This is a genomic window from Sphingomonas sp. SRI_018, assembly GCF_057586275.1.
On record NZ_JBYCZO010000002.1, the window covers coordinates 561,068 to 586,951 of the forward strand.

Annotated in this window: 23 protein-coding genes; 7 read left to right on the forward strand and 16 right to left on the reverse strand. The window is 68.8% G+C overall.

From position 1 onward, the window contains the following. Positions 1-14 precede the first annotated feature (14 nt). Positions 15-2,282: a glycosyltransferase family 4 protein gene (locus AC2YHA_RS14715; protein WP_487402191.1), complete on the reverse strand. Its 2,268-nt coding sequence runs from the start codon at positions 2,280-2,282 to the stop codon at positions 15-17. Positions 2,283-2,415: 133 nt separating this feature from the next. After that, a complete protein-coding gene (gene queF / locus AC2YHA_RS14720) occupies positions 2,416-2,862 on the reverse strand; it encodes a preQ(1) synthase (protein ID WP_233784276.1) in 447 nt (148 codons plus the stop codon). A gap of 71 nt (positions 2,863-2,933) precedes the next feature. Between queF and sseA the strand changes: the two genes are divergently transcribed. Genes sseA through AC2YHA_RS14740 form a run of 4 tightly spaced genes read left to right on the forward strand, consistent with a single transcriptional unit; the run spans position 2,934 to position 7,409 of the window. After that, on the forward strand, positions 2,934-3,773 hold the full coding sequence (gene sseA, locus AC2YHA_RS14725) for a 3-mercaptopyruvate sulfurtransferase (RefSeq protein ID WP_487402192.1): 840 nt from the start codon (positions 2,934-2,936) through the stop codon (positions 3,771-3,773). Continuing rightward, entirely contained in the window at positions 3,770-4,957 is a 1,188-nt protein-coding gene (metC, locus tag AC2YHA_RS14730) for a cystathionine beta-lyase (protein WP_487402193.1), read from the forward strand. Before sseA ends, metC begins: the two co-directional genes overlap by 4 nt. Continuing rightward, complete coding sequence (locus AC2YHA_RS14735; RefSeq protein WP_233784273.1) at positions 4,954-6,270, forward strand: mechanosensitive ion channel family protein; 1,317 nt, start codon at positions 4,954-4,956, stop codon at positions 6,268-6,270. Before metC ends, AC2YHA_RS14735 begins: the two co-directional genes overlap by 4 nt. After that, positions 6,267-7,409 carry a GNAT family N-acetyltransferase gene (locus AC2YHA_RS14740; RefSeq protein ID WP_487402194.1) on the forward strand — a complete coding sequence of 381 codons (1,143 nt, stop codon included), beginning with the start codon at positions 6,267-6,269 and terminating at the stop codon, positions 7,407-7,409. Before AC2YHA_RS14735 ends, AC2YHA_RS14740 begins: the two co-directional genes overlap by 4 nt. Here the strand turns inward: AC2YHA_RS14740 and AC2YHA_RS14745 are convergent. The 5 genes from AC2YHA_RS14745 to AC2YHA_RS14765 all read right to left on the reverse strand — a co-directional run bounded on the left by AC2YHA_RS14745 (position 7,387) and on the right by AC2YHA_RS14765 (position 15,013). Further along, positions 7,387-9,027: a hypothetical protein gene (locus AC2YHA_RS14745; RefSeq protein WP_487402195.1), complete on the reverse strand. Its 1,641-nt coding sequence runs from the start codon at positions 9,025-9,027 to the stop codon at positions 7,387-7,389. The two genes, AC2YHA_RS14740 and AC2YHA_RS14745, sit on opposite strands and share 23 nt — an antisense overlap. Before the next feature lie 10 nt (positions 9,028-9,037). Further along, the gene (locus tag AC2YHA_RS14750) at positions 9,038-10,825 is read right to left on the reverse strand and encodes a hypothetical protein (protein ID WP_233784270.1); all 1,788 of its coding nucleotides are present in this window, start codon (positions 10,823-10,825) and stop codon (positions 9,038-9,040) included. A 15-nt stretch (positions 10,826-10,840) separates the two neighbouring features. Next, a complete protein-coding gene (locus AC2YHA_RS14755) occupies positions 10,841-12,355 on the reverse strand; it encodes an NAD(P)/FAD-dependent oxidoreductase (RefSeq protein WP_487402196.1) in 1,515 nt (504 codons plus the stop codon). An 82-nt stretch (positions 12,356-12,437) separates the two neighbouring features. Further along, the gene (locus AC2YHA_RS14760) at positions 12,438-13,658 is read right to left on the reverse strand and encodes an argininosuccinate synthase (protein ID WP_487402197.1); all 1,221 of its coding nucleotides are present in this window, start codon (positions 13,656-13,658) and stop codon (positions 12,438-12,440) included. A 38-nt stretch (positions 13,659-13,696) separates the two neighbouring features. After that, positions 13,697-15,013: an MATE family efflux transporter gene (locus AC2YHA_RS14765; RefSeq protein ID WP_487402198.1), complete on the reverse strand. Its 1,317-nt coding sequence runs from the start codon at positions 15,011-15,013 to the stop codon at positions 13,697-13,699. Positions 15,014-15,157: 144 nt separating this feature from the next. On the opposite strand from AC2YHA_RS14765, the gene AC2YHA_RS14770 reads away from it, so the two are divergent. Beyond that, positions 15,158-15,577, forward strand: coding sequence for a DUF1801 domain-containing protein (locus AC2YHA_RS14770; RefSeq protein ID WP_487402199.1), 420 nt, complete (start codon positions 15,158-15,160; stop codon positions 15,575-15,577). Positions 15,578-15,705: 128 nt separating this feature from the next. Here AC2YHA_RS14770 and AC2YHA_RS14775 read toward each other — a convergent pair whose 3' ends face one another. The 7 genes from AC2YHA_RS14775 to AC2YHA_RS14805 form a co-directional block, all read right to left on the reverse strand. Beyond that, positions 15,706-16,935 (reverse strand): class I SAM-dependent methyltransferase, encoded by a 1,230-nt coding sequence (locus AC2YHA_RS14775; RefSeq protein WP_487402200.1) that lies wholly within the window; start codon positions 16,933-16,935, stop codon positions 15,706-15,708. A gap of 48 nt (positions 16,936-16,983) precedes the next feature. Further along, positions 16,984-17,730: a molybdopterin-dependent oxidoreductase gene (locus AC2YHA_RS14780; protein ID WP_487402201.1), complete on the reverse strand. Its 747-nt coding sequence runs from the start codon at positions 17,728-17,730 to the stop codon at positions 16,984-16,986. Next, positions 17,727-18,443 carry a cytochrome b/b6 domain-containing protein gene (locus AC2YHA_RS14785; protein WP_487402202.1) on the reverse strand — a complete coding sequence of 239 codons (717 nt, stop codon included), beginning with the start codon at positions 18,441-18,443 and terminating at the stop codon, positions 17,727-17,729. Before AC2YHA_RS14785 ends, AC2YHA_RS14780 begins: the two co-directional genes overlap by 4 nt. Before the next feature lie 11 nt (positions 18,444-18,454). Continuing rightward, entirely contained in the window at positions 18,455-19,213 is a 759-nt protein-coding gene (locus AC2YHA_RS14790; protein ID WP_487402203.1) for a sulfite exporter TauE/SafE family protein, read from the reverse strand. A 94-nt stretch (positions 19,214-19,307) separates the two neighbouring features. Then, a complete protein-coding gene (gene rlmN, locus AC2YHA_RS14795) occupies positions 19,308-20,492 on the reverse strand; it encodes a dual-specificity RNA methyltransferase RlmN (RefSeq protein ID WP_487402204.1) in 1,185 nt (394 codons plus the stop codon). Positions 20,493-20,732: 240 nt separating this feature from the next. Next, the gene (locus AC2YHA_RS14800; protein WP_487402205.1) at positions 20,733-21,938 is read right to left on the reverse strand and encodes an FG-GAP repeat domain-containing protein; all 1,206 of its coding nucleotides are present in this window, start codon (positions 21,936-21,938) and stop codon (positions 20,733-20,735) included. Between the two features lie 102 nt (positions 21,939-22,040). Continuing rightward, on the reverse strand, positions 22,041-22,976 hold the full coding sequence (locus AC2YHA_RS14805; RefSeq protein WP_487402206.1) for an NAD-dependent epimerase/dehydratase family protein: 936 nt from the start codon (positions 22,974-22,976) through the stop codon (positions 22,041-22,043). Between the two features lie 91 nt (positions 22,977-23,067). Between AC2YHA_RS14805 and AC2YHA_RS14810 the strand changes: the two genes are divergently transcribed. Next, a complete protein-coding gene (locus AC2YHA_RS14810) occupies positions 23,068-23,997 on the forward strand; it encodes a LysR family transcriptional regulator (RefSeq protein WP_487402207.1) in 930 nt (309 codons plus the stop codon). Here the strand turns inward: AC2YHA_RS14810 and AC2YHA_RS14815 are convergent. Continuing rightward, positions 23,931-24,389, reverse strand: a complete 459-nt coding sequence (locus AC2YHA_RS14815; protein ID WP_487402323.1) for an invasion associated locus B family protein — start codon at positions 24,387-24,389, stop codon at positions 23,931-23,933. The genes AC2YHA_RS14810 and AC2YHA_RS14815 overlap by 67 nt on opposite strands. Positions 24,390-24,394: 5 nt before the next feature. After that, on the reverse strand, positions 24,395-25,051 hold the full coding sequence (locus tag AC2YHA_RS14820; protein WP_487402208.1) for a histidine phosphatase family protein: 657 nt from the start codon (positions 25,049-25,051) through the stop codon (positions 24,395-24,397). Between the two features lie 134 nt (positions 25,052-25,185). On the opposite strand from AC2YHA_RS14820, the gene AC2YHA_RS14825 reads away from it, so the two are divergent. Continuing rightward, on the forward strand, positions 25,186-25,782 hold the full coding sequence (locus tag AC2YHA_RS14825) for an outer membrane protein (RefSeq protein WP_233784256.1): 597 nt from the start codon (positions 25,186-25,188) through the stop codon (positions 25,780-25,782). Positions 25,783-25,884 lie beyond the last annotated feature (102 nt).

Below are 25,884 nucleotides of genomic sequence, written 5' to 3' on the forward strand. Positions count from 1 at the left end.
CAAGACCCCGGGGGTCAGGCGACGGCGTGCGCCGGTCCTGCCACGGGTGCGGCCTGCTTTCCAAGAGCAGAAATCGCGCATGAGGCGAGTTGAAGCGCCAGGATCGACTCCGCGCCCTGGTTGCGGTTGAGACCGTCGGGCTGGAGGCCGTCGAAGCAGCCGCCGTCGCTCACCGTGGCGAGCGGCAGATCCAGGTCGTTGACGCCGAGGTACCAGCGATAGGCGCGGTTTGCCTCCTCGACCCAGCGCTGCTCGTGCGTCGCGTCATAGGCGGCGGTGCAGGCGTCGATCGTCGCCTGCGCCTCCAGCGGCTGCTGGTCGAACGGCAGCGGATCGGCGTAGGGACGGCCGAAGCTCTCGGTGCCGACGGCGCGGAAGCGGCCCTCCGGCGAGGTCTGGCGCTCGACGATCCATTCCAGCGTCTCGAGACCGGTGCGGACGAAATCGTCGCGGCCGAGCGCGAGGCCCGCGCGGATCAGCGCCTCCGGCAGCCGGGCGTTGTCATAGGCGAGCATGATCTCGAACCACTTCCATTCGGGCCGGCGGGCGCTGTCGAGCAGCTGGAGCAGCTCGTCACCGAAACGGTTGAGAATGGTGCGGGCCAATGCGTGCTCGGGATGCGCCTTCAGCATCGCCGCGGCGCCGAGCATGGCGAAGGCATGGGCCCGCGGCGCCTCCAGCTCGAGCGCCATGCTGCCGGTGCGGTCGAACATCACCACCGCCCAGTCGCGATGCTTCTGCAGCCGCGCCTCGCTCGCGGTGACGCCGAGCGCCCACAACGTGCGCCCGTTCGAATCCTCCGAACCCGCATCCTCGCACCAGCTCCGGTCGAAGTTCATGAAGTTGCGGAAACGGCGCACCTCCGGGTTCCAGGCGTGCTGGACGAACGAGGCATAGACGCTGGTCCATTTGTCGCGAACCACCTCGTCCACGGGCTCGATCCGGCACATCAGCATCAGCGCGCGGGCATTGTCGTCGATGCAATAGCCGTGGCGCCGATCCGGGATCGAGTAGATCGAATGCTGGAGCATGCCGGTCGAATCGCTCATCCGCTCGACGGCCGAAATGTCCGGCGTCAGCGGGCGGAGCGGCGGACTGCCGGCGATGCGGCGCGGCTGGGCGGCGACGATCGCGGCGATCTCCGCCATCGCCGCCTCGGCGAGGCGCGGCCAGATCATCGTGCGGCCGCGGGCATAGGCGCGCTCCGACAGGCGCGACCGGTTGCGCTCGCTGCCGAGCAGCGCGTTGATTTCGCGCGCGAAGCCCTCGCTGTCGTCGAAGCCGACGAGCACGCCATGGCCGTCGGCGAGGATTTCGGTGGCATGGACGTAGGGTGTGGATACCACCGCCTTGCCGACGCCGACTGCATAGCTCAGCGTCCCCGAGGTGATCTGCGCCGGGTTGGTATAGGGCGTGACGTAGATGTCGGCTGCCTGAAGATAGTCGAGCAGCTCGTCGTTCTCGACGAAGGCATCGACGAAGCGAAGGTTGTCGGCCACGCCCTTCTCGGCGGCGAGCCCCTTCAGCCGGTCGCGATAGACCTCGCCCTCGTGCGCGACGAGGTTGGGATGAGTGGCCCCGAGCACGACGTAGAGCGCATCGGGATGCTCGGCGACGATCGCCGGCATCGCCGCGATCATCGTCTCGATCCCCTTGTTGGGTGCGAGCAGACCGAAGGTCAGGATCACCGCGCGCCCGTCCCAGCCGAAGCGGCCCTTCATCGTCGCCGCCTCGATCAGCGGGCGGTCGGGCACGCCGTGGGGGATCATCGCGATGCTGCGCGGGCTGGCGCCATAGACGCGCTTCAGGATCTCGCGGCCGCGCTCGGCCATTACGATCACCTTGGCGGCGCGGCGAAGCAGTGCCTCCAGCACGCGCCGCTCGTCGGGGCTCGGCTGCTCGAGCACGGTGTGGAGCGTGACGATGAGGGGAATGGTGACGCGGTTGACCAGCGCCAGCAGATACTCGCCGGCGGCGCCGCCGAAGATGCCGTATTCGTGCTGGACCCACAGCGCCTGCGCGCCGCTGGCCTCGATCGTGCGCGCGGCGGCGACATAGGCCTGGCGTTCGTGCTGCGGGATGGCGGCGGTGACTTCCGGCGGATAGGCGTAGCGGCCGGGATGATCGTCCATCGCATAGACGTCGACGCGAAGGTCCGGATAACGGTCCCTGAGCGCCTTGAACGTATCTGTCGTATAGGTTGCGATGCCGCATTTGCGGGGCAGGTAATTGCCCACCAACGCGATATGATCGATCCGGTTCGCCGTCGCCGCCTGTTCCATCTCTACCCTTCGCGAATGCAACACAGGTTATGGAGCGCTGTGCCTAACCTTCGGAGAACGTTCGCAAAGCAAGATGGTTTCTTGTCTGTTGCAATGCAACATAAAGAATCCGCCAGACGTGGTGCGAGCGCGCTCAGCCGCGCCCGCGATAGCCGGGGACGTCCTGCGCCGGGACCCACACGTCGGCGGGCGGCGAGCCCGACTGCCAGAACACGTCGATCGGGATGCCGCCGCGCGGATACCAATAGCCGCCGATCCTGAGCCAATGCGGCTTCATCTCTTCGAACAGCCGCTGGCCGATGCCGACGGTGCAGTCCTCGTGGAAGGCGCCGTGGTTGCGGAAGCTACCGAGGAACAGCTTGAGCGACTTGGATTCGACGATGGTCGCATCCGGCACATAGTCGATCACCAGATGCGCGAAGTCAGGCTGGCCGGTGATCGGGCAGAGCGAGGTGAACTCGGGCGCCGCGAAGCGCACCAGATAACGGGTACCGGCGCGCGGGTTGGGAACATAATCGAGCACGGCCTCTTCGGGAGAGGCCGGCAGGCTGCTGGACTGGCCAAGGTGGATCGGAGTCATTGCTCCCATGTAGGGCGGAAGGGCCCCGAGGAAAACTCGACGCTCCGCCTTGCCGCCGTTAGAGCCGGGCCATGGACTCGCTGGTCTCCACTCAATGGCTCGCCGACGCGATGGGCGCGGGCGATCTCCGCATCGTCGATGCGACATTCATCCTGCCCGACTATGGCCGCGACGCCGCCGCCGAATATCGTGCGGCGCATATCCCCGGCGCGGTGTTCATGGCGCTGGAGGCGGTGTCCGATCCGGCGAGCCCGCTGCCGCACATGCTTCCCACCGCCGAGGCGTTCGGACGAGCGGCCTCGGCGCTGGGGCTGTCCAACGACGATCGCATCGTCGTCTACGACAATTCCCCGCACCATAGCGCCGCGCGCATCTGGTGGATGCTGCGGCTGTTCGGAGCGAAACGGGTCGCCATCCTCGACGGCGGGCTGCCGAAATGGTTGGCGGAGGGGCGGCCGGTGGCGAGCGGCGACGAGCAGCCGGCGCCGGGCCATTTCATCACCACGCCCGGAAGCGGCGAGGTCCGCGACCTCGCGCGGATGAAGGCGGCCTTGGCGGAGGGGACGCCGATCGCCGACGCCCGTTCGGCGGCGCGCTTCGCCGGCAGCTCGCCCGAGCCGCGCGCCGGGGTGGCGCCCGGCCACATCCCCGGGTCATTGAGCTTGCCGCAGGACAGCCTGTTCCATCCCGACGAGACCTGGAAGCGCGGCGACGTGCTCCGCGCCGCCTTCACCGGCGCCGGCATCGATCCGGACCGGCCGTTCGTTGCCACCTGCGGCTCCGGCGTCACCGCCGCAGTGCTGGTGTTCGGCGCGCATCTGCTGGGACACGAGGTGCCGCTTTACGACGGCAGCTGGTCGGAATGGGGCGCCGATCCTTCCACGCCCAAGGCGACGGGAGCGGCGGCATGAGCGGCGAGCATAAGTCCGCCACCAAGGCGATCACCGCCGGCCGGCGCGAGGAATGGACGCAGGGCATCGTCAGCCCGCCGGTGTGGCGCGCCTCGACCATCCTCTACGATTCGGTCGCGGACCTGCGCGCCGGCGCCGCGCGCGACACCCATCACCGCCTGTTCTACGGCCGCCGCGGGACGCCGACCCAATGGTCGCTCGCCGAGGCGCTGACCGAGCTGGAGCCGGGGGCGCACGCGACTTTGCTCTATCCCTCCGGCGTCGCGGCGGTGTCGACGGCGCTGCTCTCCGTGCTGCGGCCGGGCGACGAGCTGCTGCTGGTGGACAGTGCCTATGACCCGACCCGCAATTTCGCGAACGGGCTGCTCAAGAGCTTCGGCGTCACCACGCGCTACTACGATCCGTTGATCGGCGGCGATATTGCCGGGCTGATCGGGGAGAACACCCGCGCGATCTTCATGGAGAGCCCGGGCAGCCTCACCTTCGAGGTGCAGGACGTGCCCGCGATCGTCGCGGCGGCCAAGGCGCGCGGCGTCGTCACGCTGATCGACAACACCTGGGCGACGCCGCTCGGGCTGCCGGCGATCGGCATGGGGGTCGATTTCTCGATCCTGGCCTGCACCAAATACATCGCCGGCCATTCCGACGTGATGCTGGGATCGGTCACCACCACCGAGGAGCATTGGCAGCGGCTGCGCGCGACCAGCTACCAGCTCGGCCAGACGGCGAGCCCGGACGATGCCTGGCTCGGTAGCCGCGGACTCCGGACCATGGCGGTGCGGCTGGAGCGCCATGCCGCGAGCGCGCTGCGCATCGCCGAATGGTTGAAGGAGCGGCCGGAGGTTACGCGCGTGCTCCATCCGGCTTTGCCCGACTGTCCCGGCCATGACCTGTTCGTCCGCGACTTCAAGGGCGGCGCCGGACTGTTCTCGTTCGAGCTGGCCGGCGGCGGCGAGGCCGAGCGCGCCGCCCTGATCGACACGCTCGAGCTATTCGGCATCGGCTACAGCTGGGGCGGGTTCGAGAGTCTGGCGATCCCGGTCGATCCGGAGCGTTACCGCACCGCGACCCGATGGGAAGGCCATGGGCCGCTGGTCCGCCTGTCGATCGGGCTGGAGGACCCCGACGACCTCATCGCCGATCTCGACGCCGGCCTGGCCGCGTGGCGGACGGCGCGGGGATGAGCCGGGCCGGCGCCTGGCTCGCGGCCAAGGGTCTGGCGGAGCCGACCCCGGCCGAGCTGGGCGAGGCCGGCATCGCGCTGGCGCTGGTCGTCGCGGCGCTCGCGCTCGGCTGGCTGGCGGGGCGGACTCTCGGTCCGCGCGCGACGGCGCTGTGGACCGCACGCGTCGGCGAGCACGGCGCAGGCGTCGGCAAGCGGCTGTGCGCGATCGTGCGTCACGGCACCGCCGCGCTGCTGCTGGCGATCCTGTCGCGCGCCTGGCCTTGGCATCCGCTGGCCGATGCCGGCATCGGCGTGGCGCTCGGCGCGGCCGGGGCGCTGGCGATGGTCGAGCTGCTGCGCGGTGTCCGCCTGTCGCGTTGGATCGCGTGGAGTGTGGCGGCGGTGGTGTTCACCGCGCTGCTGCGCCATGCGGTGGGCGGGCTGGCGCCGATCACCACGACCCTCGACGCGATCGCGGTGGAGATCGGGTCGCGGCGGCTGTCGCTGCTGACATTGGTCAGCCTGCTGGTGGCGGCGGTGCTGCTCTATGCCCTCGTCCGCCTCGTCAACCGCGCGACCGCGCAGGCGCTGGAGGGCGCGCGCGGGCTCGATCCCACTCAGCGGCTGCTCGCGCAGAAGCTGATCGCCATCGCGGCGGTGGTGGTCGCCTTCTTCTTCGCGGTCGACCTGCTGGGGATCGATCTCACCACCTTCGCGGTGTTCTCGGGCGCGATGGGGCTGGCGATCGGCTTCGGCCTCCAGAAGACGGTGGGCAACCTGATCGCCGGGATCATCCTGCTCATGGACCGCTCGATCAAGCCGGGCGACGTCATCGTCGTCGGCGACAGCTTCGGCTGGGTCAACAAGATCGGCGTCCGCGCCGTCAGCGTGGTGACTCGCGACGGCAAGGAGCATTTGATCCCCAACGAAATCCTGATGACCCAGGAGGTGGAAAACTGGTCCTATACCGACACCAACGTCCGCGTGCGCATCCCGGTCCGCGTCGCTTATGACTGCGACCTCGAGCTCGCGCAGGCGCTGATGCTGCGCGCGGCGAAGGAAAGCCCGCGCGTGCTCGACACGCCGCCGTCCAACGTCTGGGTGACCGCGTTCGGCGAATATGCGGTCGAGCACGACATATTGGTGTGGATCAACGATCCGCAGAGCGGGGTCGGCAACGTCAGGTCGGACGTGCTCAACCGGCTGTGGCGGCTGTTCAAGGAGCATGGGATCGTCGTGCCCTATCCGCGCAGCGACGTGCGGATCGCGGGTGGCCGCCAAGTCGCTGCCGGACTGGCGTCGGCGCAGGATGATCCTACATCGCGCGCGTGAGCTCCCCCGTCACTGCCCGCATCGCCGACGGCGTCTCGTCGATCCCCGCCGCCGAGTGGGATGCCTGCGCCGGCAGTTCCAATCCGTTCGTCGGCCACGCCTTCCTCTCGATCCTTGAGCGGTCGGGCTCCGTCGGAGGCATGAGCGGATGGCAGGCGCTGCCGGTCGTGGTCGAGGGCACGGACGGCCGGGCGGCGGCGATTGCGCCTGCCTATGCCAAGAGCCACAGCCAGGGCGAATATGTGTTCGACCATGGTTGGGCCGATGCCTGGGAGCGGGCGGGCGGGCGCTATTATCCCAAGCTGCAGGTGGCGGTGCCCTTCTCGCCGGTGCCGGGGCCGCGACTGCTGCTCCGGGACCAGGCACAGGTCTCGACGCTGATCGCGGCGCTGGAGGCGGTGACCGATCAGCATGGCCTGTCCTCGGCACACGCCACCTTCGTCGCGCCCGATCAGGTGCCGCTGTTCGAGGCGGCGGGCTGGCTGATCCGCACCGGCACGCAGTTCCACTGGGCGAACCACGGCTATCGGAGCTTCGACGCGTTCCTGGGCGAGCTTGCCTCGCGCAAGCGCAAGGCGATCCGGCGCGAGCGGGCGGCGGCGGTGGAGGGGCTGACGATCCGTCATGTCACCGGCCGCGACCTTACCGAGGCGCATTGGGATGTCTTCTGGCGTTTCTATCAGGACACCGGATCGCGCAAATGGGGGCGACCCTATCTTACCCGCGCCTTCTTCTCGCTGTTGGGGGAAGTGATGGCGGACCGGTGCCTGCTGATCCTCGCCGAGCGCCACGGCCGGCCGATCGCGGGGGCCCTCAACCTGATCGGCGAGGACACGCTCTACGGCCGCTACTGGGGCTGTACCGAGGAGGTGCCATTCCTCCACTTCGAGCTTTGCTATTATCAGGCGATCGATGCGGCGATCGCGCGGGGCCTCAAGACCGTCGAGGCGGGCGCGCAGGGAGAGCACAAGCTGGCGCGCGGCTATCTACCCGTCACCACCTGGTCGGCCCACTATATCCCCGATCCGAACTTCCGCCGCGCCGTCGCCGACTTCCTGGTGCGCGAGCGGCAGGCGATCGAGCACGAGCAGGAATTCCTGGGCGAGCTCGGCCCGTTCAGGAGGTGCGGCGCACCATGACCTGGATGCGCTGGTAGAGCTCGGGATAGGGGCCGAGGTCCCTGGGCGAGAGCTGCGCGCGGGGCACGCTGTGGTCGACCTTGAACAGCGCCGAATTGCCCTGACGCCATACCGGGATCAGCCCGGCCTCCAGCCTTTTGTCATAGGCCGGCGGGCGGATCACCCAGACATAGTCGAACGCCCGTCTGGGGAAGCGCGCGAGGCTGACCGCGATCGGCCGCCACCATTCGCGCGGGCATTGCACGCTGGTGGTGATCTGCGAGGGATCGTGCGAGAAAGGAATGGCGGCGCGGTAGCGCACCGTCAGCAGCTGCGCGCCCGGCATCGACCATTGGTCGTTGGTGTAGGCGAGCCGCCGCACCGTCGCGAGCCCCGGCAGGTGCTGGAGGCGCGTCATCTTCCATTCGTTGTAGCAGGTCTCGCCGACGAAGCTGACCAGCCGGGCGCCGACCGGTAGGTGATCGAGCGCCTTGAGCTCGCGGTCGTAATCGCGGTCGTAGAGCCAATAGCTGATCGTGGTGCCGCCGATTCGCACGAGGAAGAAGGAGAGGCCCACCACCGCGAGCACGGCGGCGCCGCGCATCGACATGCCGGGCTTGGGCCTGAGCGCGACCAGCCCGATGCCGAGCATGAACGGCGCGAGCCGCATGTCGGCATAGGCCGAACCGAAGATGATGCGCGGCAGCAGCACGAACACCGCCGCCAGGAACAGCCCCGACAGCAGCAGGTTGCGCGAATATTGGATGTTGGGATCGCGCACGCCCTTGAACAGCACGAGCAGCAGCACCGCCAGTGAGGCGATGTCGAAGGTGATCCAGCGGTCGCGCAGGATCATCAGCACCCACATCGCCTTCGCCCGCCAGTTGAACCAGTCGGCGGTCTGGCCGGAGACATGGCCGCTGCGCCACAGCACCATCAGCAGCGCGGGCGGAACCAGCGGCAGGCAGTGCAGCACCGCATGGAACCACGGCACCACCCAGCGCGCGATCACGCCGCTGCGGTCTCGCCTCAGGTCATGCTGGCGGATGAGCTCCGCCGAGAAGCAGAGCACGCCCAGCGTGCCCCAGCCATAGGTGTGGGCAAGCCAGATCACCGCGCCGATCGGCACGAACAGGGCCGCCCGCAGCTCGAGATGCCCGGTCCGCGCGAGCCGCAGCCACAAGGCGAAGGCGTTGAGCGCGAGGCCCATCGCCAGCGCGAAGTTCACGAAGCCGAAATGGAAGGGATAGCTGTAGGCGAGCGGCAGCGCGAACAATGCGGTCGGCGGGATGCGCCCATGCACTTCGCGCGCGATCCACAGAAAGCCGAGCGCGATCAGCGCCGGGATCGCCATCACGATCAGCTTGACCGCGAACTCCAGCCCGACGACCGGCGCGAGCGGAATGATCAGCAGGTCGACGCCCAGATTGCCGATCAGGCTCCAGCGGAAGTTGTACCATTCGGTCAGCCAGGGATATTGCCCGTGGCTCAGCTGCACGCGGTAGCGCGCCATATGGCCGGGCAGGTCGACCAGCGGCGGCACGTCGGGCCAGACGAGCGGAATCATCGCGATGATCGCCGCCGCGACGACGAACCAGCGCGTCTGCCACCAATGAAGCTTATCTGTGCCCCCGGTCATCCGGGGGCTTCTAGGGGCGAGACCCCCCTTGGGACAAGCCGTGCTTTGACGGATAGACGACACGCCAGGCGAGGACCGGCGAATGGGCGATCGGCACCGGTTCGAGCCAGTCGAACCGCTCGCCGCGTTCCAGCTGAGCCCAGAAACCGTTCGGGGCCGCGGATTTGTAGATCTCGGTCTCGTTCTCGCCGGGGCAACCGACGACGTAGCGTGCTCCGCTCGCCAGCACCGATCGATGCGCCTCCTCCGGATCGGCGATGAAGGTGGCGATAACTCGGTGCATTGCCGCGACATTGCGGTGATAGCCGCCGGCGATGGCGCGATGGCTGGTCCAGCCTATCAGCGCTGGCGTCGCGTCGATCGGCGCGAACAGCAGCGACGGCGGGAGCTGCGCGAGATCGGCCATCTCCTGCGAATGGGTGCATGGCGGACGGGTGAGCGGGGCGACCGGGAAGGTGACCGGCGAGGCCCGCAGGTCGAAGAGCCCGCCCGCCGCCAGTCCCGGCGCTGCCGCGACCAGCGCGCCGGCAGTGGCGGCAATGCGCGGCAGCAGCGACCTCACGGCACGCGCACGCACCAGCATCGCGTGGAGAAGCCATGCGCCCCCGGGAAGCGCCAGCGCATTGGCAGTGGCGCCGGTGCGGATCACTAGCAGCGATAGCGCAAACGATGCGCTCGCGAGCCCCAGCATCATCGTCCAGCGCACGCGCTCGGGTCCGGCGGCACCGCGCCGGGCGAGGATCGTGCCCATCAGCCCGACCACCGGAAAGCCCGCCGTCATCAGTGCCCAGGCCAGCGTCTGCTGCCATATCGGCAGCCCTTCCGAGACGTTCTGATACCAGAAGCGATAGACGAGCGGATCGAGTGAGGCGAAGGGGCCGCGTACACAGTCCGGCGCCATGCCAACGAGCGCCGCCAGCGCCGCACCGCCGGCCAGCGTCAGCAGGGCAAGGCGCGCGACGAGAGATCGGGCGGGCACGAGCATCGCCGCGCCGAAGCCGGTCGCTGCCACCCAAATCGCGACGATCCAGGCTGGCGCGACGGCGTCGCAGGCCGGCTGGAACATCGCTGGTCCACGGGTCGCGACGTGGAGCAGGACGATCCCGCCCGCAAGCGTTCCCATCAAGGCCATCGCCTGCGGCCGCCGCGTCGGGTCGAACGCCCATGCCAGCATCGCCATCGCGATCATCACGGCGCTGACCGGCAGCCCTTCGAGCGATATCGTCAGCAGCACCGCCAGCGCCCCGCCCATGATCACTCCAGATCGCGCGGAAGGCCGGCCGACCAGCACTACCGCGGCAAGCATCGCCAGCGCGATCTGCCAACCATGATGGTCGATCCGGAGCGGCCGCAGCTGAAAGAGGAGCGGTACCGACAGGGGTGCCAGCAGCACGGCCAGCTTTGCCCGCTCCAGGCCGGCCAGCCGGCGGGTCAGTTCGGCGCCGAGCGCCATCACCACGAGCAGCGTCAACAGCGGCACCAGCGTCATCGCGATTCGGTTCGAGGCGGCAGGGCCGACCAGCGGGTCAAACGCGAGCATCACCGCCGCAAGCGGTAGATCGACCAGACGCGACCAGTGCATCGCGAAATGGCCGCCCCACAGCCGGTGCTGGCTGACGTCCCACCAGCTCTGTCCCGCGAGCCAGTCGCGCACCTGGAGCAGGCGCATCGCGTCGTCGGCATCGGGGAACCAGAGATGGGCGATCGAGCGAGCGGCAACCAGAGTCAGCACGGCCGCGGCGATGGCCCAGCCGATGGCGACCGGCGCGAACAGGGGGTGGCGGTGAAGCGCGGTCATCTGTGCCGCGTACCGTCAGGCGGCCTTCAGTCGTTCGGGCACTCCGCGCAAGCTGGCGAGCGCGGCCCGTTCGCCCTCGTTGCCGGATTCGTGATACTCGGCATCCTCGTTGACCGCCCAGACATCGTAGACCCGCTCGCCGGCGACGATGTTCCGCACCGTCAGCATCGCCGTCATCATCGCGTGGTCCTGGTTGTTGTAGCGGTGCATGCCGTTGCGTCCGACGAGATGCAGCGTGGGATGGCGTTCCTCCAGCTCGTGACGGAGCCGGTCGACATTGGCGCGGTAATCGTCGTCATAAACCGGATAGGCCTTTTCCTGGCGGACCACCGCGCCGCCGACCACCTGGTCGGGTCGACACAGACCGAGTGTCGCCATCTCGCGCGTCGCCAGCGCGATGAGCTCGTCGTCGGTCGACGCCCACAGGCCATCACCCTCGAAGCAGAAATATTCGAGGCCGACGCAGGCGATCCCGGGATCGGGGACCATCTCCGGCGACCAGCTCCGGAAATTCTGGACGCGGCCGACCTTCACCTTCGAATCGTGGATGTAGATCCAGTTGTCCGGAAAGAGATCGGGCGCACGCACCATCAGCGCCACGGTCAGGAAGTCGCGGTAGCGCAGCGCCGAGGCCTGCGGCAGCGCCGCGGGCAGCGGATGGAGGCGGGTGGCGAGCTCCCGCATCGGCGCACTCGAGATGACGTGGGCAGCGCTGATCGTAACCGTCTCGCCGGCGGGGCCGGTCGCCTGCACGCGCCAGCGTCCGGCGGCGTCGTCATGCGAGAGCTGGCGCAGCGCATGCCCCATCAGCACCCGGTTGCCGTGGCCGATCACCTTGTCGCGGGCAGCTTCCCACATCATCCCCGGACCGAGCCGCGGATAGCGGAAGCTTTCGAGCAGCGTCTTGGCCTGCATCCCGTCGTTGGGGCGCTTGTTAAGCCCCAGCGAGCGCTTGAGCCCGTCGAGCACCGCGGCGCCGAGGCTGAGGCCCTTGATCCGCTGCGCCGCCCAGTCGGCGGACATGGTGTCGCATGGCATCCCCCACACCTTCTCGGTGTAGGTCTTGAAGAAGATCGAATAGAGCTTGCGCCCGAACTGGTTGATCACCCAGTCCTCGAAGCTTCTCACCTCGCGGATCGGGAAGAGCTTCGCCTTGGCATAGCTCGCCATGCACAGCGCCGAGCGCCAGAGGCCGAGATTGCGCAATGCCTCGAACGCACGCAGCGGATAGCTGTAGAAGCGGCCCTCGTAATAGATCCGGCTCATCCGCGGCCGTTCGATGAAATCGTCCGGCAGGATCTCGTTCCAGAGATCGACCACTTCCTTCGACTTGGAGAAGAAGCGATGGCCGCCGATGTCGAAGCGGAAGCCCTGATGCTCGACGGTGCGGCTGATGCCGCCGACGTAATCGCGGTCCTTCTCGATGACGGTGACGGAGTAGCCGGCCTTGCCAAGCAGATAGGCCGCGGTCAGCCCGGCTGGGCCGGCCCCGATGATCGCGACGTCGACCGCCGTATTGTCGCCCACCATCCGTCCACTCTCCCCCTGTGACGGGAGAGCAATGGCGCGGCAGGCGCTAAGATAGAGTTAATGCGCCGTTGACGGTCCGCGCTCAGGCGCGATCCCGCCGCCCCAGCAGCCGCAGCCGCAGCGCGTTCAGCTTGATGAAGCCCGCCGCGTCGCGCTGGTCGTAGGCGCCCTGGTCGTCCTCGAAGGTCACGACCTTCTCCGAATAGAGCGAATGCGGCGACTTGCGGCCGATGACGTGGACGCCGCCCTTGTAGAGCTTGAGCCGCACCGTGCCCGCGACCTTGGCCTGGCTGTGATCGATCGCCGCCTGCAGCATCTCGCGCTCGGGCGAGAACCAGAAGCCGTTGTAGAGCAGCTCCGCATAGCGCGGCATCAGCTCGTCCTTGAGGTGGGCGGCGCCGCGGTCGAGCGTGATCTGCTCGATGCCGCGGTGCGCCAGGTGCAGGATGGTGCCGCCCGGCGTCTCGTACATGCCGCGCGACTTCATGCCGACGAAGCGGTTCTCGACGAGATCGAGGCGGCCGATGCCGTGGGTGCGACCGAGGTCGTTGAGCTTCGCCAGCAGCGACGCGGGCGACAGGCCCTCGCCGTTGATCGCGACCGCGTCGCCCTTCTCGAAATCGATCGTGATGATCTCGGGCGCGTCGGGCGCGTCCTCGGGGTTGACCGTGCGCGAATAGACGTAGTCCGGCACTTCCTCCCACGGATCCTCGAGCACCTTGCCCTCGCTCGAGGTGTGGAGGAGGTTGGCGTCGGTCGAGAAGGGCGCTTCGCCGCGCTTGTCCTTACTGACCGGGATCTGGTGCGCCTCGGCGAACTCGATCAGGCGGGTGCGGCTGGTGAGGTCCCATTCGCGCCAGGGAGCGATCACCTTGATGTCGGGCGCGAGCGCGTAATAGCCGAGCTCGAAGCGGACCTGGTCGTTGCCCTTGCCGGTGGCGCCGTGGCTGACCGCGTCGGCATTGACCTGGCGCGCGATCTCGATCTGGCGCTTGGCGATCAGCGGCCGCGCGATCGAGGTGCCGAGCAGGTACAGTCCCTCGTAGAGCGCATTGGCGCGCATCATCGGGAAGACATAGTCCCTGACGAACTCCTCGCGCAGGTCGTCGATGAAGATGTGCTCGGGCTTGACTCCCATCAGCTCGGCCTTGGCGCGCGCCGGCTCGAGCTCCTCGCCCTGGCCGAGGTCGGCGGTGAAGGTGACGACCTCGCAATTATAGGTCTGCTGGAGCCACTTCAGGATCACGCTGGTGTCCAGACCGCCCGAGAAGGCGAGGACGACACGGTTGATCTGGTCGGACATGGTAACGGGCTCCAGGGAGTCGGGGACGCGGGCCGGTATCAGGCGGGGTCCCATGGAGCAAGACCGCTGAGCAGCCGCGGCCAATGCCAGCCGAGCGCGAGCGCGCGATAGACATAGCTCGCGAGCAGCCCCAGCCATATCCCCGCCGCGCCGAGCGGGCGGAGCGCGAGATCGGTGGCGACGTAGAGCGCCGTCGACAGGATCGCGGCGTTGCGCAGCGCCCGTCCGCCGGTCGCGCCGATGAACACGCCGTCGAGCAGCCACGCCGGGGTGCCGACCAGCGGCACGAGGACGACGAAGGGCAGCAGCGCCTCCGCCCGCTCGCGGACGGCGGCGTCGGTGACGAGCAGGTCGATGCCGCTGCGGCCGGCGAGGGCGATGACGGCGCAGAAGATCAGCGCCGTCGCCAGGCAGAACTCCCCCGTCAGGCGCACCGCGCGCCTGAGGTCGGCCCGGGAGTTCGCGCCGACGGCATGGCCGACGCGCGATTCGGCGGTGAAGGCGAACCCGTCGAGCACGAAAGCGACGATGCCGACCGCCTGCATCAGCACCTGCTGCGCCGCCAGCGTGGTCGCGCCGAGCCGCGCGCCGGCGTTGGTGAACCAGGCGAACAGCAGCAGCAGCGCGACGGTGCGGATCATGATATCGGCGTTGACCGCGAACAACCGGCGCATCCTCGCCGCATCGAACAGGCGGGCCCGATCGCGAAGCGCGCGGAGATGCGGGGCGACCATCACGAGACCGACCGCCAGGGCGGTCCATTCCGCACAGGCGGTGCCGAGCCCGACGCCGCGCGCACCCCAGTGGAAGTGCCAGACGAACAGCACGTCGAGCCCGACGTTGACCAGGTTCATCACGATCTGCAGCGCGAGCGCGGCGCGGGTGCGACCCAGCCCCAGCAGCCAGCCGTTGATCGCGAACACCGCGAGGCTCGCCGGCGCACCGAGGAAGCGTGCGGCGACATAGGGCTTGGCCGACGCGTCGACATCGGCGCCGCCCGCGAGCAGCTGAAAGGCGAGCGGGATAAGCAGGAGCTGAAGCATCACCAGCAATGCGCCGAAACCCAGCCCGACCGCCAGCCCGCGCACCAGCAGCGCATCGGTCTCCGCCGTGTCGCCCGCGCCGGCCGCCTGGGCAGTCATGCCGGTCACGCCCATGCGCAGGAAGCCGAAGCTCCAGAAGATGAAGTTGACGATGGTGGTGCCGAGCGCGACCCCGGCCAGCGCCGCGGCATCGCCGGTGCGTCCGATCACCGCGGTGTCGACCAGGCCGACCAGCGGCACCGTCATCTGACCGACCATGATCGGCCAGGCCTGCGCGAGGATCGAGCGGCGGGTGAGGGGGAGGGCGGCCATGGATGGGCGGCTTAGGGCGCCTTTTCCCCTTCGTCACCCCGGCCTTGTGCCGGGGGCCACCGTGCCGCACAGTCCGCACGGTTCGGCTCCAGCTGCACGGTGGACCCCGGCACAAGGCCGGGGTGACGGGAGGGGGAGAGGGCAATGGCGGAGAACAAGACACAGGCGACCGCCGCGTCGGTCGAGGCGTTCCTCGACGCTGTTCCAGACGAACGCCGCCGCGCCGACGCGCGCACCGTCGCGGCGCTGATGGCGAAGGTTTCCGGCGAGCCGGCGGCGATGTGGGGTCCGGCGATCATCGGCTTCGGCAAGTACCGCTACAAATACGACAGCGGCCGCGAGGGCGAGATGTGTCGGATCGGCCTCAGCCCGCGCAAGGCGGCGCTGACGCTCTACCTGGCGAGCGGCTATCCGATGCGCGAGGCGCTGCTCGCCCGGCTGGGCAAGCACAGTACCGGCAAGGGCTGTCTCTACCTCAAGTCGCTGAAGGACGTGGACATGGGCGTGCTCGAGGAACTGATCGCCGGCAGCCTCGCCGACAATCGCACGCGCTATCCGGGGTGACTGGACCATAAGCCCCTCCCCTTCAGGGGAGGGGGCGGGGGTGGGGCAGTGCCCCAAGCAACTCGCCTGCGGATAGGCCCCACCCCAACCCCTCCCCTGAAGGGGAGGGGCTTAATTAGGTTCGTACCTTACGCCGACGCGCGCAGCTTGGCTTCCGCCTCGGCCATGTAATCACGGGTGATCGGCAGCGTGTGGCGGCCCCGCGCGAACTGGAGCTGGTAGTTCACCATGTTGCCGTACTGGAAGGTGACGTAGGCGCCCGCGAGGTAGAAGGTCCACATGCGGAAGAAACGTTCGTCGTAGAGCTCGACCAGCGCATCCTTCGCCGCGACGGTGCGGTCGTACCACTCCTTCAGCGTGTAGGCGTAGTGCAGCCGCAGCACCTCGATATCGGTGCAGAACATGCGCACGCCCTCGTATCCGCGTGCGATCTCCGACAGGGCGGGGATGTAGCCGCCGGGGAAGATGTACTTCTGGGTGAACTTGTCGGTGACCCCCGGCCCGTCGGTGCGGCCGATGGTATGGAGCAGCATCACGCCCTCCTCGGTCAGCAGCGCGCGGCATTTCTCGAAGAAGGCGCGGAAGTAGAGCGTGCCGACATGCTCGAACATGCCGACCGAGACGATGCGGTCGAAGGTGCCGGTGAGGTTGCGATAGTCGATCAGCTCGAACTTGACCTTGTCGGCGACCCCGGCCTCCTCGGCGCGGCGGCGGGCGACCTTGAGCTGCTCCTCCGACAGGGTGACGCCGAGCACCTCGGCGCCGGTCTTGCGGTGGATGTAGAGCGCCATCCCGCCCCAGCCGCAGCCGATGTCGAGCACGCGCATCCCCGGCTGGATCGCGAGCTTGGCGACGATGTGCGCCTTCTTGTCCTCCTGCGCCTGATCGAGGCTGTTCGAAGGATCGGTGAAATAGGCGCAGCTGTATTGGCGGTCGCGGTCGAGGAAGAGGTCGTAGAGCCGGTCGTCGAGATCATAGTGATGCGCGACGTTGCGTTTCGACCGGCGCGTCATGTTGATGCGGTCGATGCGGAAGCGGATCGCGGTCAGCGCGCGGCCGAGCCAGCTCGCCTCGAGCGCGCTGTCGTCGCGCTCCCACGGGTTGTTGGCGGTGGCGAGGCTGAGCAGGCCGAGGATATCGCCCTCCTCGATCGCCAGTGATCCGTCCATGAAGGTCTCGCCCGCGCCCGTCGCCGGATCGCGCAGGATGCGGCCGACCGCGCCCTTGGCGAAGCGGATGGTGATCGACGGCAGCTCGGGATCGGGCGTGCCGAAGCTCACCCGCTTGCCGTCGGCGTGGATCACGGTGAGCTGGCCGCGCTTGATTGCGCGCGCGAAGAAACGATCGATCAGCGACATCGCGCCGTTGCCTAGCAATCGTTTTGGCTGTGCAAAAGCCCCGGTTCGTCAGATACCGGCGTACCAGTCGTAGCCGGCCTTGTCCTCCCAATAGCCGCCCTTGCCGCCATGGATGCCATCGAGGCTGGCAACCGCCTCGATCCGCTGGACATATTTGGCGTGTTTGTAGCCAAGCTGGCGCTCGCAGCGCAGCCGCACGGGCGCGCCATTGCGGACGGTCAGCGGCGCGTCGTTGAGCGCCCAGGCGAGGATGGTCTGCGGGTGGAGCGCCTCGATCAGGTCGAGCGATTCGTAATAGGGCCGCACGCCGAAGCGGTCGGCGCAGTGGAAGACGATGTAGCGCGCGCGATCGCTCATGCCGGCGGCGTCGAGCAGCAGCTTGAGCGGTGGACCATGCCACTTGCCGATCGCGCTCCAGCCCTCGACGCAGTCGTGGCGGGTGATCTGGGTGCGGGCGGGCATGCGGCGCAGCTCGGCCATCGACAGGCTGAGCGGGCGGGCGACCAGCCCGTCGACCGCGATGCGCCAGCCGGCGAAGCTCGCGGCGGCGTGGGCCCGATATTCGGGGGAGTCGGGGTTCTGGGTGCCGTTGCCGCGGAAGATCGGGGAGATCTGGTCCGGCCGGAACTCGCGCGCCAGCGCGGTGCGGCCGGCGAGGCTGCGCTGGAGCCAGCGGTGCATGTTCTCGGCCGAGAACAGGATGTCGCGCGCGGCCGGGTTGCGGCCGACCGCGTCGCAACCGGCAAGGGTGGTCGCGGCGAGGCTACCGATCAGCGCGCGGCGGGTGACGATCATTCTTCCGATACCTTCCATCTGCCGGTGATCATCGAACGCAGCTCATTGCCGACGCCGGCGAGGATGACCAGGGTCAGGTGGACGACGGTGAACAGCGCGATCAGCCCCGCCGCGATGAAATGGATCGACCGCGCCGACTGGCGGCCGCCGAACAGGTCGATCAGCCACGGCCAGGCCGCGTTCATGCCGGGCGACATGGCGAGGCCGGTGAAGATCATCAGCGGGATCAGCACGAAGATGGTGGCGACATAGCTCGCCTTCTGGAGGGTGTTGTAGCGGCCGGGATCGTCGGGGTCGTGGAAGCGAAAGGCGAGATGGTCCTTCAGGTCTTCCCACAAGTGACGCGGCGCCAGCTCGCGCCGGCGGAAGGTCAAGTCGCGCTGGAAATGGCGGTTCAGCAGGCTCACGATCATGAAAGCGAGCAGGCCGAAGGCGAACACCAGCGCGAAGAACAGGTGCCAGCGCCGCCCCAGCGCGAGATTGTAGGTCGACGGGATTGTCAGCCAGCCGGGCCAGCGCGGCAGGCTGAGCCACGGATGGTCGAAGTTCGCGCCATACTGCCCCCAGTAGAGATGCGGGTGCGCGTTGAAGATCATCAGCCCGGAGCCGAGCAGGACGAAGATGCAGACGGCATTGGTCCAATGCCACAGCCGCGTCGCGAGGGCGTGTCGGCGGATCACCTGCGGCGGCGGGGAGACGGAGGGCTCGTCCATGCCGGGCGATCCTACCAATAGGCGCGGTGGAAGAATACCGCGGTGGTGACGCCGGTGACGAGCAGGGTCCAGATGCGCACCGCGAGCGGCGACAGGCGCTTGCCGATGCCGGCGCCGATCCAGCCGCCGACGATGCCGCCGATCAGCATCGGCAGGCACGCCCACCACACCGCCATCGCGAACAGGATGAACACGATCGCCGCCGCACCGTTGGCGATGGCCAGCATCAGCGTACGCGGCGCGAACATCTGGCGCGGCGTGGTATGCGCGAGCAGGCCGTAGACCGCGGTGGTGACGAGCCCCACCCCGCCGCCGAAATAGCCGCCGTAGATGCCGAGGAAGACCTGGCACACCACCAGCGTCGGCGCGCCGATCGTCACCCGCGCATGCAGCCATGCGGCGGCACTCCTGCCGAACAGCATCACCGCAAAGGCGAACAGCAGCAGCCACGGCACGATGACGTCGAACGCGCGCGCCGGGGTCAGCACGAGCAGCAGGCTGCCGATGATGCCGCTGACGAAGGTGATGCCGGCGAGCACGCGCCAGTCGACCTTGCCGAGCGGCCCGAGCTCGTCCCGGAAGGCCCAGGCACTCGTCGCCGCCCCCGGTAGCAGCGCGACGTTGGACGTGGCGTTGGCGATGTTGGCGGGCAGCCCGATCGCGATCAGCGCCGGCAGCGTGGCGAAGGTGCCGCCGCCGGCCAGCGCGTTCATCGTGCCGCCGATCAGGCCGGCCCCGGCGGCGAGGGCGAGGGAGGACAGGTCGACCATCAACACGTCACTTCGGCGAAAGCCGGAGTCTCATGCGTCAGGCGGTGTGCTTGCGGCCGGAGATCCCGGCTTTCGCCGGGATGACGGAGGGCGCTCAACCCAGCGCCGCCTGCTTCTCTTCCGCCAGCCGGTCGAGCTCGGCGCGGCTCTTCCGCTCGGAAGCGGTCTTGAGCTGGCCGCAGGCGGCGTCGATGTCGCGGCCGCGCGGGGTGCGGACGGGGGCGGAGATGCCGGCTTCGAACACGATGTTCGAGAAGGCCTTGATCCGCTCCGGCGTCGAGCATTCGTAGGGCGCACCGGGCCAGGGGTTGAACGGGATCAGGTTGACCTTGGCCGGCAGCTTGTAGGCCTTGATCAGACGGACGAGCTCGCGCGCGTCCTCGTCGCTGTCGTTCTTGTCCCTGAGCATGACATATTCGAAGGTGATCCGCCGCGCGTTGTTGGCGCCGGGATAGTCGGCGCAGGCCTGGAGCAGCTCCTCGATCCCGTATTTCCGGTTCAAGGGCACGATCTCGTCGCGGATCTCCTTGGTCACCGCGTGCAGCGACACCGCGAGGTTGACGCCGATCTCCTCGCCCGCGCGCGCCATCATCGGCACCACGCCCGAGGTCGACAGGGTGATGCGCCGCTTCGACAGCGCGAGGCCGTCGCCGTCCATCACCAGCTTGAGCGCATCGCGGACGTTGTCGAAATTGTAGAGCGGCTCGCCCATGCCCATCATCACGATGTTGGTGAGCATCCGGCCCTCGGGCTGGCTCGGCCATTCGCCGAGCGCGTCGCGGGCGAGCATCACCTGGCCGACGATCTCGGCCGGCGTCAGGTTGCGGACCAGCCGCATCGTGCCGGTGTGGCAGAAGCGGCAGTTGAGCGTGCACCCCACCTGGCTCGACACGCACAGCGTGCCGCGATCGGCGTCCGGGATGAAGACGCTCTCATATTCCTGCCCGTCGTCGGAGCGCAGCAGCCACTTGCGCGTGCCGTCGGACGAGACCTGCGCGGTCACCACCTCGGGTCGGCTGATCACGAAGCGCTGCGCCAGCCACGGGCGGAGCTGCTTCGAGATGTCGGTCATCAGCTCGAAGTCGGTGACGCCGCGGTTGTAGATCCAGTGCCACAGCTGCTTGGCGCGCAGCTTCGCCTGCTTGGGTTCGAGCTGCGCGGTCTCCAGCGCCATGCGCAGGTCGTCGCGCGACAGGCCGAGCAGGTCGATGCGGCCATCCGCGCGCGGCCTGAAGGCGCGCTCGACGGGCACGGGATCGATGTGCCCGGGAATGGGCATGGGCGCGGCCGATGCTGCTGGCATGGGCGCTCATGTAGCGGAAGCGGCGGCGATTTTCTAGGGTCTGTCCTGTTCAGATCGAAGCAGCGTCAGTGCTCCTGCGAAGGCAGGAGCTCAGGCCGCTGGCGATGTCCCCATGATCCTGGGCTCCTGCCTTCGCAGGAGCACGATTCCATTTCATCCGGACACTCCGGGGCCGCCCGCCACATCGACCGAAAGGCTGCGCAGCGGGACCGGGCCTCATTTGCGGCCGAGCAGCAGGCGCGCCTGCGTTCCCCATCCGCCGATGAAGACGTCGTCGATGCCGTCGCGGTTCACGTCGCCCACGTCCATGCTCCACGCGCGCCCCTTGGTCTCGGCCGGCATCGCCGTGGCGGTCACGTCGCGAAACCGCCCGGTGCCATCGTTGCGATAGGCGCGGACCTGCATCGGCTTGAAACCGGGGACGTCGATCGCGCCGACCAGCAGGTCGGGATGGCCGTCATGGTCGAAATCGACGACCTCGCCGCCCCAGCTCGAAAAACGATTGGGCGGCAGCCGCCGTGCGGTCTCGTCGACGAAGCGCCGCCCGTCGTTGATGAGCAGCCGGGCCTGCGGGTCCTTGTCCCACTTGCCGGCGTTGCTGGTGAGATTGAGCAGCAGGATGTCGACCTGGCCGTCGCCGTTGGCGTCGAAGACGTGCGCTTCGCGCGTCTCCATTGGGACCTTGGGGTCCAGCCGGCGGGACGCGTCGATGAACCGGCCCCGGCCGTCATTGAGCAGCAGCCGGCTCGGCGGGCGCTCGTTGGCGACGACCATGTCGAGGTCGCCGTCGCCGTCGATGTCGATCAGCGCAACGTCCTGCGTGTCGTCGCGAACGGCGGGGAGATGGGTGGCGGTCGCATCGACGAAATGCCCGGGCCGGGCCTTGTCGTTGAGCCAGAGCAGCTCCTGCCCGTCGCCCTTGGCGGCGCCGGACGAACCGATGACGATGTCGGGAAGGCCGTCGCGGTTCACGTCGCCCACGGCGAGGCCGTTTCCTTCGCTGCGGCCGGGCAGCCGGTCGCTCGCGTCGGTGAAGCGGCCGCCGGGGGCGGCGAGGAACAGCTGGTGTGCCTTGTCGTCCTCCGCGACGAAGACCAGGTCCGGCCAGCCGTCGCCGTTGAAGTCCGCTGTCCGCACATGCTCGCTGTCGTGCGCCTTGGTGCCGAACACGCCTTGCTTCCAGCTGAAGCGGCCCGTGCCGTCGTTGATGTAGAGCCGGTTCACGTCGCCTTCGACCGCCAGCGCGAGGTCGAGATCGCCGTCGCGGTCGACATCGACGAATACGCCGTCGAGGGCGTGGAGCTCCGGCGCCGTAGGAAGCGCGGTCGCGGTCGCGTCGATGAAGCTGGGTTCGTCGGGCCCGGGGGCCGATGTGGCCGGCATGGCGGCCAGCACCGTCAATGCAATGAGATGACGGACCATGATCCTGTCTCCTGCCTTGGCCTGGGTGCGCCTCGGATGTGAGCCTCCGTCGCCAACGTCCCGGAAAGCGAAACGGCACCATAAGTCCGACGTCGGAAGTTCCTAGCTTCGGCAGTCCAGAGCCCTAAGCGTCGTCGCCAGCGCCTCGGCCAGCGGCGTGTGCGGTTCTTCGCCGATCGTCGCGACGAGGCTGGTATTGTCGAGGCGGACCGGGTGGCGCCAATAGGGCTTCATCTCGACCATCTCGCGCATCGTCGGGTTGAACAGGCCGATCAGCGGCATCGGCGCCCATGGCATCCGCCAGACCCTCGCGTGCGGCTGCCCTCCGGCATCGGCGACCGCGCGCGCGAACTGCGTTCCGCCGGCGTCCCAATAGCCGGCGAAATGATGACATGCGAAACCGGGCAGCTCGGCCTCGCGATCGAGCAGCCGCGCGAACGCCTCGCCGACGTCGGGCAGATAGGCCCAGGCATGGCCGACTCCCGGCGCGCCCGGCGTCATCACCGACCGCACCGGCTTGCCCGGCGTCACCATCCCCTGGGACAGCCAGCTGTTGCCCGGCCGCGGCCCGAAGAAGTCGCCGGCGCGCAGCACCAGCGCGCGCAGGCCGGGCGTCTCGGCGAGCCGGCGTTCCATCTCGACGCGGATCGCGCCCTTGCGGCTCGCCGGCGCCTGCGGCGAGTCCGGCCGCGCCACCGGGGTAGCGGCGGGATCATAATTGTAGATCGTGCCGGGCAGCGCCAGCCGCGCGCCCGCCGCCAGCGCCGCGGCGATGCTGTTGTCGAGCATGGGCAGCACTAGCCTGTCCCAATCGCGATAGCCCGGTGGGTTGACCGCATGGACGATTGCGTCCGCGCCCTCGGCGGCGCGCATCACCGCTTCGCGGTCCATCGCGTCGCCCACCACCCATGCGATCCCGTCGCCGGTGCGCGGCGTGCGGCTCAGCCCTTTCACGCGCCACCCGTGCGCTGCCAGCGCGCGGGCCGTCTCGCCGCCGATCCCGCCGGTCGCGCCCAGCACCAGAGCCGTCCTCGCCATCGTCGCCTCCATCCATGTGACGGCGGCGATATGAGGCACTCGGTGCCTGCATAAAATTGCCAAGGATAAACAGTCGGCCTATCAAAATTTGATGGACTGGGATCATCATCGCGCCTTCCTCGCCGTGTTGCGCGCGGGCAGCCTGTCGGGTGCCGCGCGCGCGCTCGATCTCGCCCAGCCGACGGTGCGGCGGCGGATCGAGGAGCTGGAGGCGACGCTCGGTGTGGCGCTGTTCACCCGCACGCCCGCCGGGCTCAGCCCGACCGAGACCGCACTGGCGCTCGGCGGCCATGCCGAGGCGATGGCGCTCTCCGCCGAGGCGATGGCGCGGGCGGCCTCGGCCGAGGCGGGCGAAGTGGCCGGCGTGGTCCGCGTCTCGGCGAGCGAGGTGATCGCGGTCGAGGTGCTGCCGCCGATCCTGGCCGAGCTGCGCGCGGCGCACCCGCGGCTGAGGATCGCGCTGTCGCCGAGCAACCGCAACGAGGACGTGCTCCGGCGCGAGGCCGATGTCGCGGTACGGATGGTCCGCCCGGTGCAGGAGGCGCTGGTGGCGAAGCGGATCGGCGCGATCCCGCTCGGGCTGCACGCGCATCGCGACTATCTCGCGCGGGTCGGCGCACCGGCGACGATCGACGAGGCGCGCCGGTGCGGTCTGATCGGGCCCGAGCATGACAATGCCGTGCTGAAGGCGGTGCAGGCCGAGGGATTGCCGGTGGGGACCGGCGACTTCATGTTCCGGTCCGACAGCGACCTCGCGCAGCTCGCCGCGATCCGCGCCGGTGTGGGGATCGGCGTCTGCCAGGTCCCGCTCGCCGCGCGCGATCCCGCGCTCGTGCGCCTGTTCGCGGCTGAATTCAGCTACAACCTGGAAACCTGGGTGGTGATGCATGAGGACTTGCGCGGCGTCGCGCGCATCCGGGCGGTGTTCGACGCGCTGGTGGCGGGCCTCGGCGCCTATCTCGCCCGAGCGCAGCCGACCGCAGCGGCGTCGATCGCGGTGGCGGCGCCCTTCAAGGGATAGATGTCGGCGAAGGGGGCGCCGCGGGCGCTCAGCGTCTCGACGCTCATGCTGCGCCCGGCGCGGATCGCGGCGACGATCGCGGCATCGGTGCGCGCGTCGGGCGCCCAGGCATCCTGGTCGCCCGCGATCAGCTCGAAGCGGCGTTCCCCGATCGACAGCGTGACCTTGGCATTCGGCGCGCGCGGGCGGCTGAGGCGGATGTTGAGCTGGTTGCGCGCGCCGTCGCCCGGCCAGGTGGCGATGCTGGCGAAGGGGCGCGCATCGGAGTGGGCGACCGGCTCGGCGATGGCGTAGCAGCGCGCGGGCGTGGCGTCGCGGAACGCGCCCCAGCGCGCGAACACGCCGAGCGGCGTCCGCCCGCTCGCCGCCGCCTGCAGCGCCAGCGCGAGCATCAGGCTCACGTCGGCGTCCCGCCCTCGCCGCTGCCCCAGTGGACGATCGTCTCGACGCCATGCTCGATCATCGCGATCGATCCCTGCGGCAGGCTGGGCGCCACCGGCGCGTCGAATTGGGGGAGCACGTCGGCACCGGTCATCACCCCGCGCAGCACGCGGCTCGACATGCCGTGCATGATGACGAGCCGGTCGCCTGGATCGTCGTCGGTATCGTCGAGCCAGCCGGAGACGCGCGTCGCGATAGCGTCGTACCATTCGCCGCCGGGCGGCGGGCGCGTGTAGAGGCCGTGCGACAGGTCGACGAAACCGTCGCCGATCTCCGCCGCGATGTCGCGGTAGTAGCGCCCGCTCCACTCGCCCATGCCGATCTCGACCAGCCGGTCGTCGTGACGCGCCTGGTGCCAGTCGAGCTCGAGATGCTCGGCGATCACCGCCAGCGTCTGCAGCGCGCGACCGGCGCTCGACGACCACATGGTAAGTTTGGGCGTGGGCCCCAGGATGCGCCGTAGCGCCTCCCCCATCGCATCGGCCTGGGCGAAACCGGCGCGGGTGAGGGGTGTGTGCGGCTGGCTTCCCTGCATCCGCCGCGCAGCGTTGAACACCGTTTCCCCATGCCGCGCGATGAAGTCGCGCCCCTTGCGTTCGGTCCGTCCCGCCATGCTCCTGCCAAGCCCGATCTGTGGCCGAAATGCAACGCTTTTCGCTGTTTATCTGAGGTTCATGCAACTTGGTGTGCGGCGCACCATTTAGCCGGTCCCGCCACCCACTGGCGGGAGTTTGAATGGAGTTACCAATGCGTAAGATTGCCCTTGCCGCCCTGTTGGCGGCCACTGTCGCAACCCCCGCCTTCGCCCAGGACCAGGCGCCGTTCAGCGGCCCGCGCGTCGAGGGCGTGGCCGGCTGGGATCACTTCAAGGGTGACGGCGGGCAGGGTGCCAGCAAGGACGGCGTCGTCTACGGCGGCGCGGTCGGCTATGATTTCCAGGCGGGCCAGGCGGTGTTCGGCGCCGAGGCCGAGCTGACCGGTTCCAGCGCCGACACGCGCGCCAACGACGTGCTCGCTGCGGGCGATCGCCTGCGCGTCGACACCGGCCGCGACATCTACGTCGGTGGCCGCATCGGTTACGCCGTCTCGCCGCGGGCGCTGCTCTACGCAAAGGCCGGCTACACCAACCAGCGCATCGACGCGCGCTACGACACTGCCACCACCAGTGTCAGCGATCACGCCAACCTCGACGGCTACCGCCTCGGCGCCGGCATCGAGTACAAGATCACGCCGACCGCCTACATCAAGGGCGAGTATCGCTACTCGAACTACAGCAAGCTCGACGACTATGACGTCGATCTCGACCGCCATCAGCTGCTGGCGGGCGTCGGCGTCCGCTTCTGATCGGGCGCTTCTGACGTCAAGCTGCCGCATTGCGGCAAACAAGAGGGCCGGGGCGCTTGCTCCGGCCCTTTTTCGCGCTAGAGATAGTTCGGCAAAGTTGCC

Coding starts and splice junctions, on each gene's coding strand:
- AC2YHA_RS14715 (WP_487402191.1), bottom strand. CDS start 2,282: ATGGAACAGGCGGCGACGGCGAACCGGATCGATCATATCGCGTTGGTG.
- queF (WP_233784276.1), bottom strand. CDS start 2,862: ATGACTCCGATCCACCTTGGCCAGTCCAGCAGCCTGCCGGCCTCTCCC.
- sseA (WP_487402192.1), top strand. CDS start 2,934: ATGGACTCGCTGGTCTCCACTCAATGGCTCGCCGACGCGATGGGCGCG.
- metC (WP_487402193.1), top strand. CDS start 3,770: ATGAGCGGCGAGCATAAGTCCGCCACCAAGGCGATCACCGCCGGCCGG.
- AC2YHA_RS14735 (WP_233784273.1), top strand. CDS start 4,954: ATGAGCCGGGCCGGCGCCTGGCTCGCGGCCAAGGGTCTGGCGGAGCCG.
- AC2YHA_RS14745 (WP_487402195.1), bottom strand. CDS start 9,027: ATGACCGGGGGCACAGATAAGCTTCATTGGTGGCAGACGCGCTGGTTC.
- AC2YHA_RS14750 (WP_233784270.1), bottom strand. CDS start 10,825: ATGACCGCGCTTCACCGCCACCCCCTGTTCGCGCCGGTCGCCATCGGC.
- AC2YHA_RS14755 (WP_487402196.1), bottom strand. CDS start 12,355: ATGGTGGGCGACAATACGGCGGTCGACGTCGCGATCATCGGGGCCGGC.
- AC2YHA_RS14760 (WP_487402197.1), bottom strand. CDS start 13,658: ATGTCCGACCAGATCAACCGTGTCGTCCTCGCCTTCTCGGGCGGTCTG.
- AC2YHA_RS14765 (WP_487402198.1), bottom strand. CDS start 15,013: ATGGCCGCCCTCCCCCTCACCCGCCGCTCGATCCTCGCGCAGGCCTGG.
- AC2YHA_RS14770 (WP_487402199.1), top strand. CDS start 15,158: ATGGCGGAGAACAAGACACAGGCGACCGCCGCGTCGGTCGAGGCGTTC.
- AC2YHA_RS14775 (WP_487402200.1), bottom strand. CDS start 16,935: ATGTCGCTGATCGATCGTTTCTTCGCGCGCGCAATCAAGCGCGGCCAG.
- AC2YHA_RS14780 (WP_487402201.1), bottom strand. CDS start 17,730: ATGATCGTCACCCGCCGCGCGCTGATCGGTAGCCTCGCCGCGACCACC.
- AC2YHA_RS14785 (WP_487402202.1), bottom strand. CDS start 18,443: ATGGACGAGCCCTCCGTCTCCCCGCCGCCGCAGGTGATCCGCCGACAC.
- AC2YHA_RS14790 (WP_487402203.1), bottom strand. CDS start 19,213: ATGGTCGACCTGTCCTCCCTCGCCCTCGCCGCCGGGGCCGGCCTGATC.
- rlmN (WP_487402204.1), bottom strand. CDS start 20,492: ATGCCCATTCCCGGGCACATCGATCCCGTGCCCGTCGAGCGCGCCTTC.
- AC2YHA_RS14800 (WP_487402205.1), bottom strand. CDS start 21,938: ATGGTCCGTCATCTCATTGCATTGACGGTGCTGGCCGCCATGCCGGCC.
- AC2YHA_RS14805 (WP_487402206.1), bottom strand. CDS start 22,976: ATGGCGAGGACGGCTCTGGTGCTGGGCGCGACCGGCGGGATCGGCGGC.
- AC2YHA_RS14810 (WP_487402207.1), top strand. CDS start 23,068: ATGGACTGGGATCATCATCGCGCCTTCCTCGCCGTGTTGCGCGCGGGC.
- AC2YHA_RS14815 (WP_487402323.1), bottom strand. CDS start 24,389: ATGCTCGCGCTGGCGCTGCAGGCGGCGGCGAGCGGGCGGACGCCGCTC.
- AC2YHA_RS14820 (WP_487402208.1), bottom strand. CDS start 25,051: ATGGCGGGACGGACCGAACGCAAGGGGCGCGACTTCATCGCGCGGCAT.
- AC2YHA_RS14825 (WP_233784256.1), top strand. CDS start 25,186: ATGCGTAAGATTGCCCTTGCCGCCCTGTTGGCGGCCACTGTCGCAACC.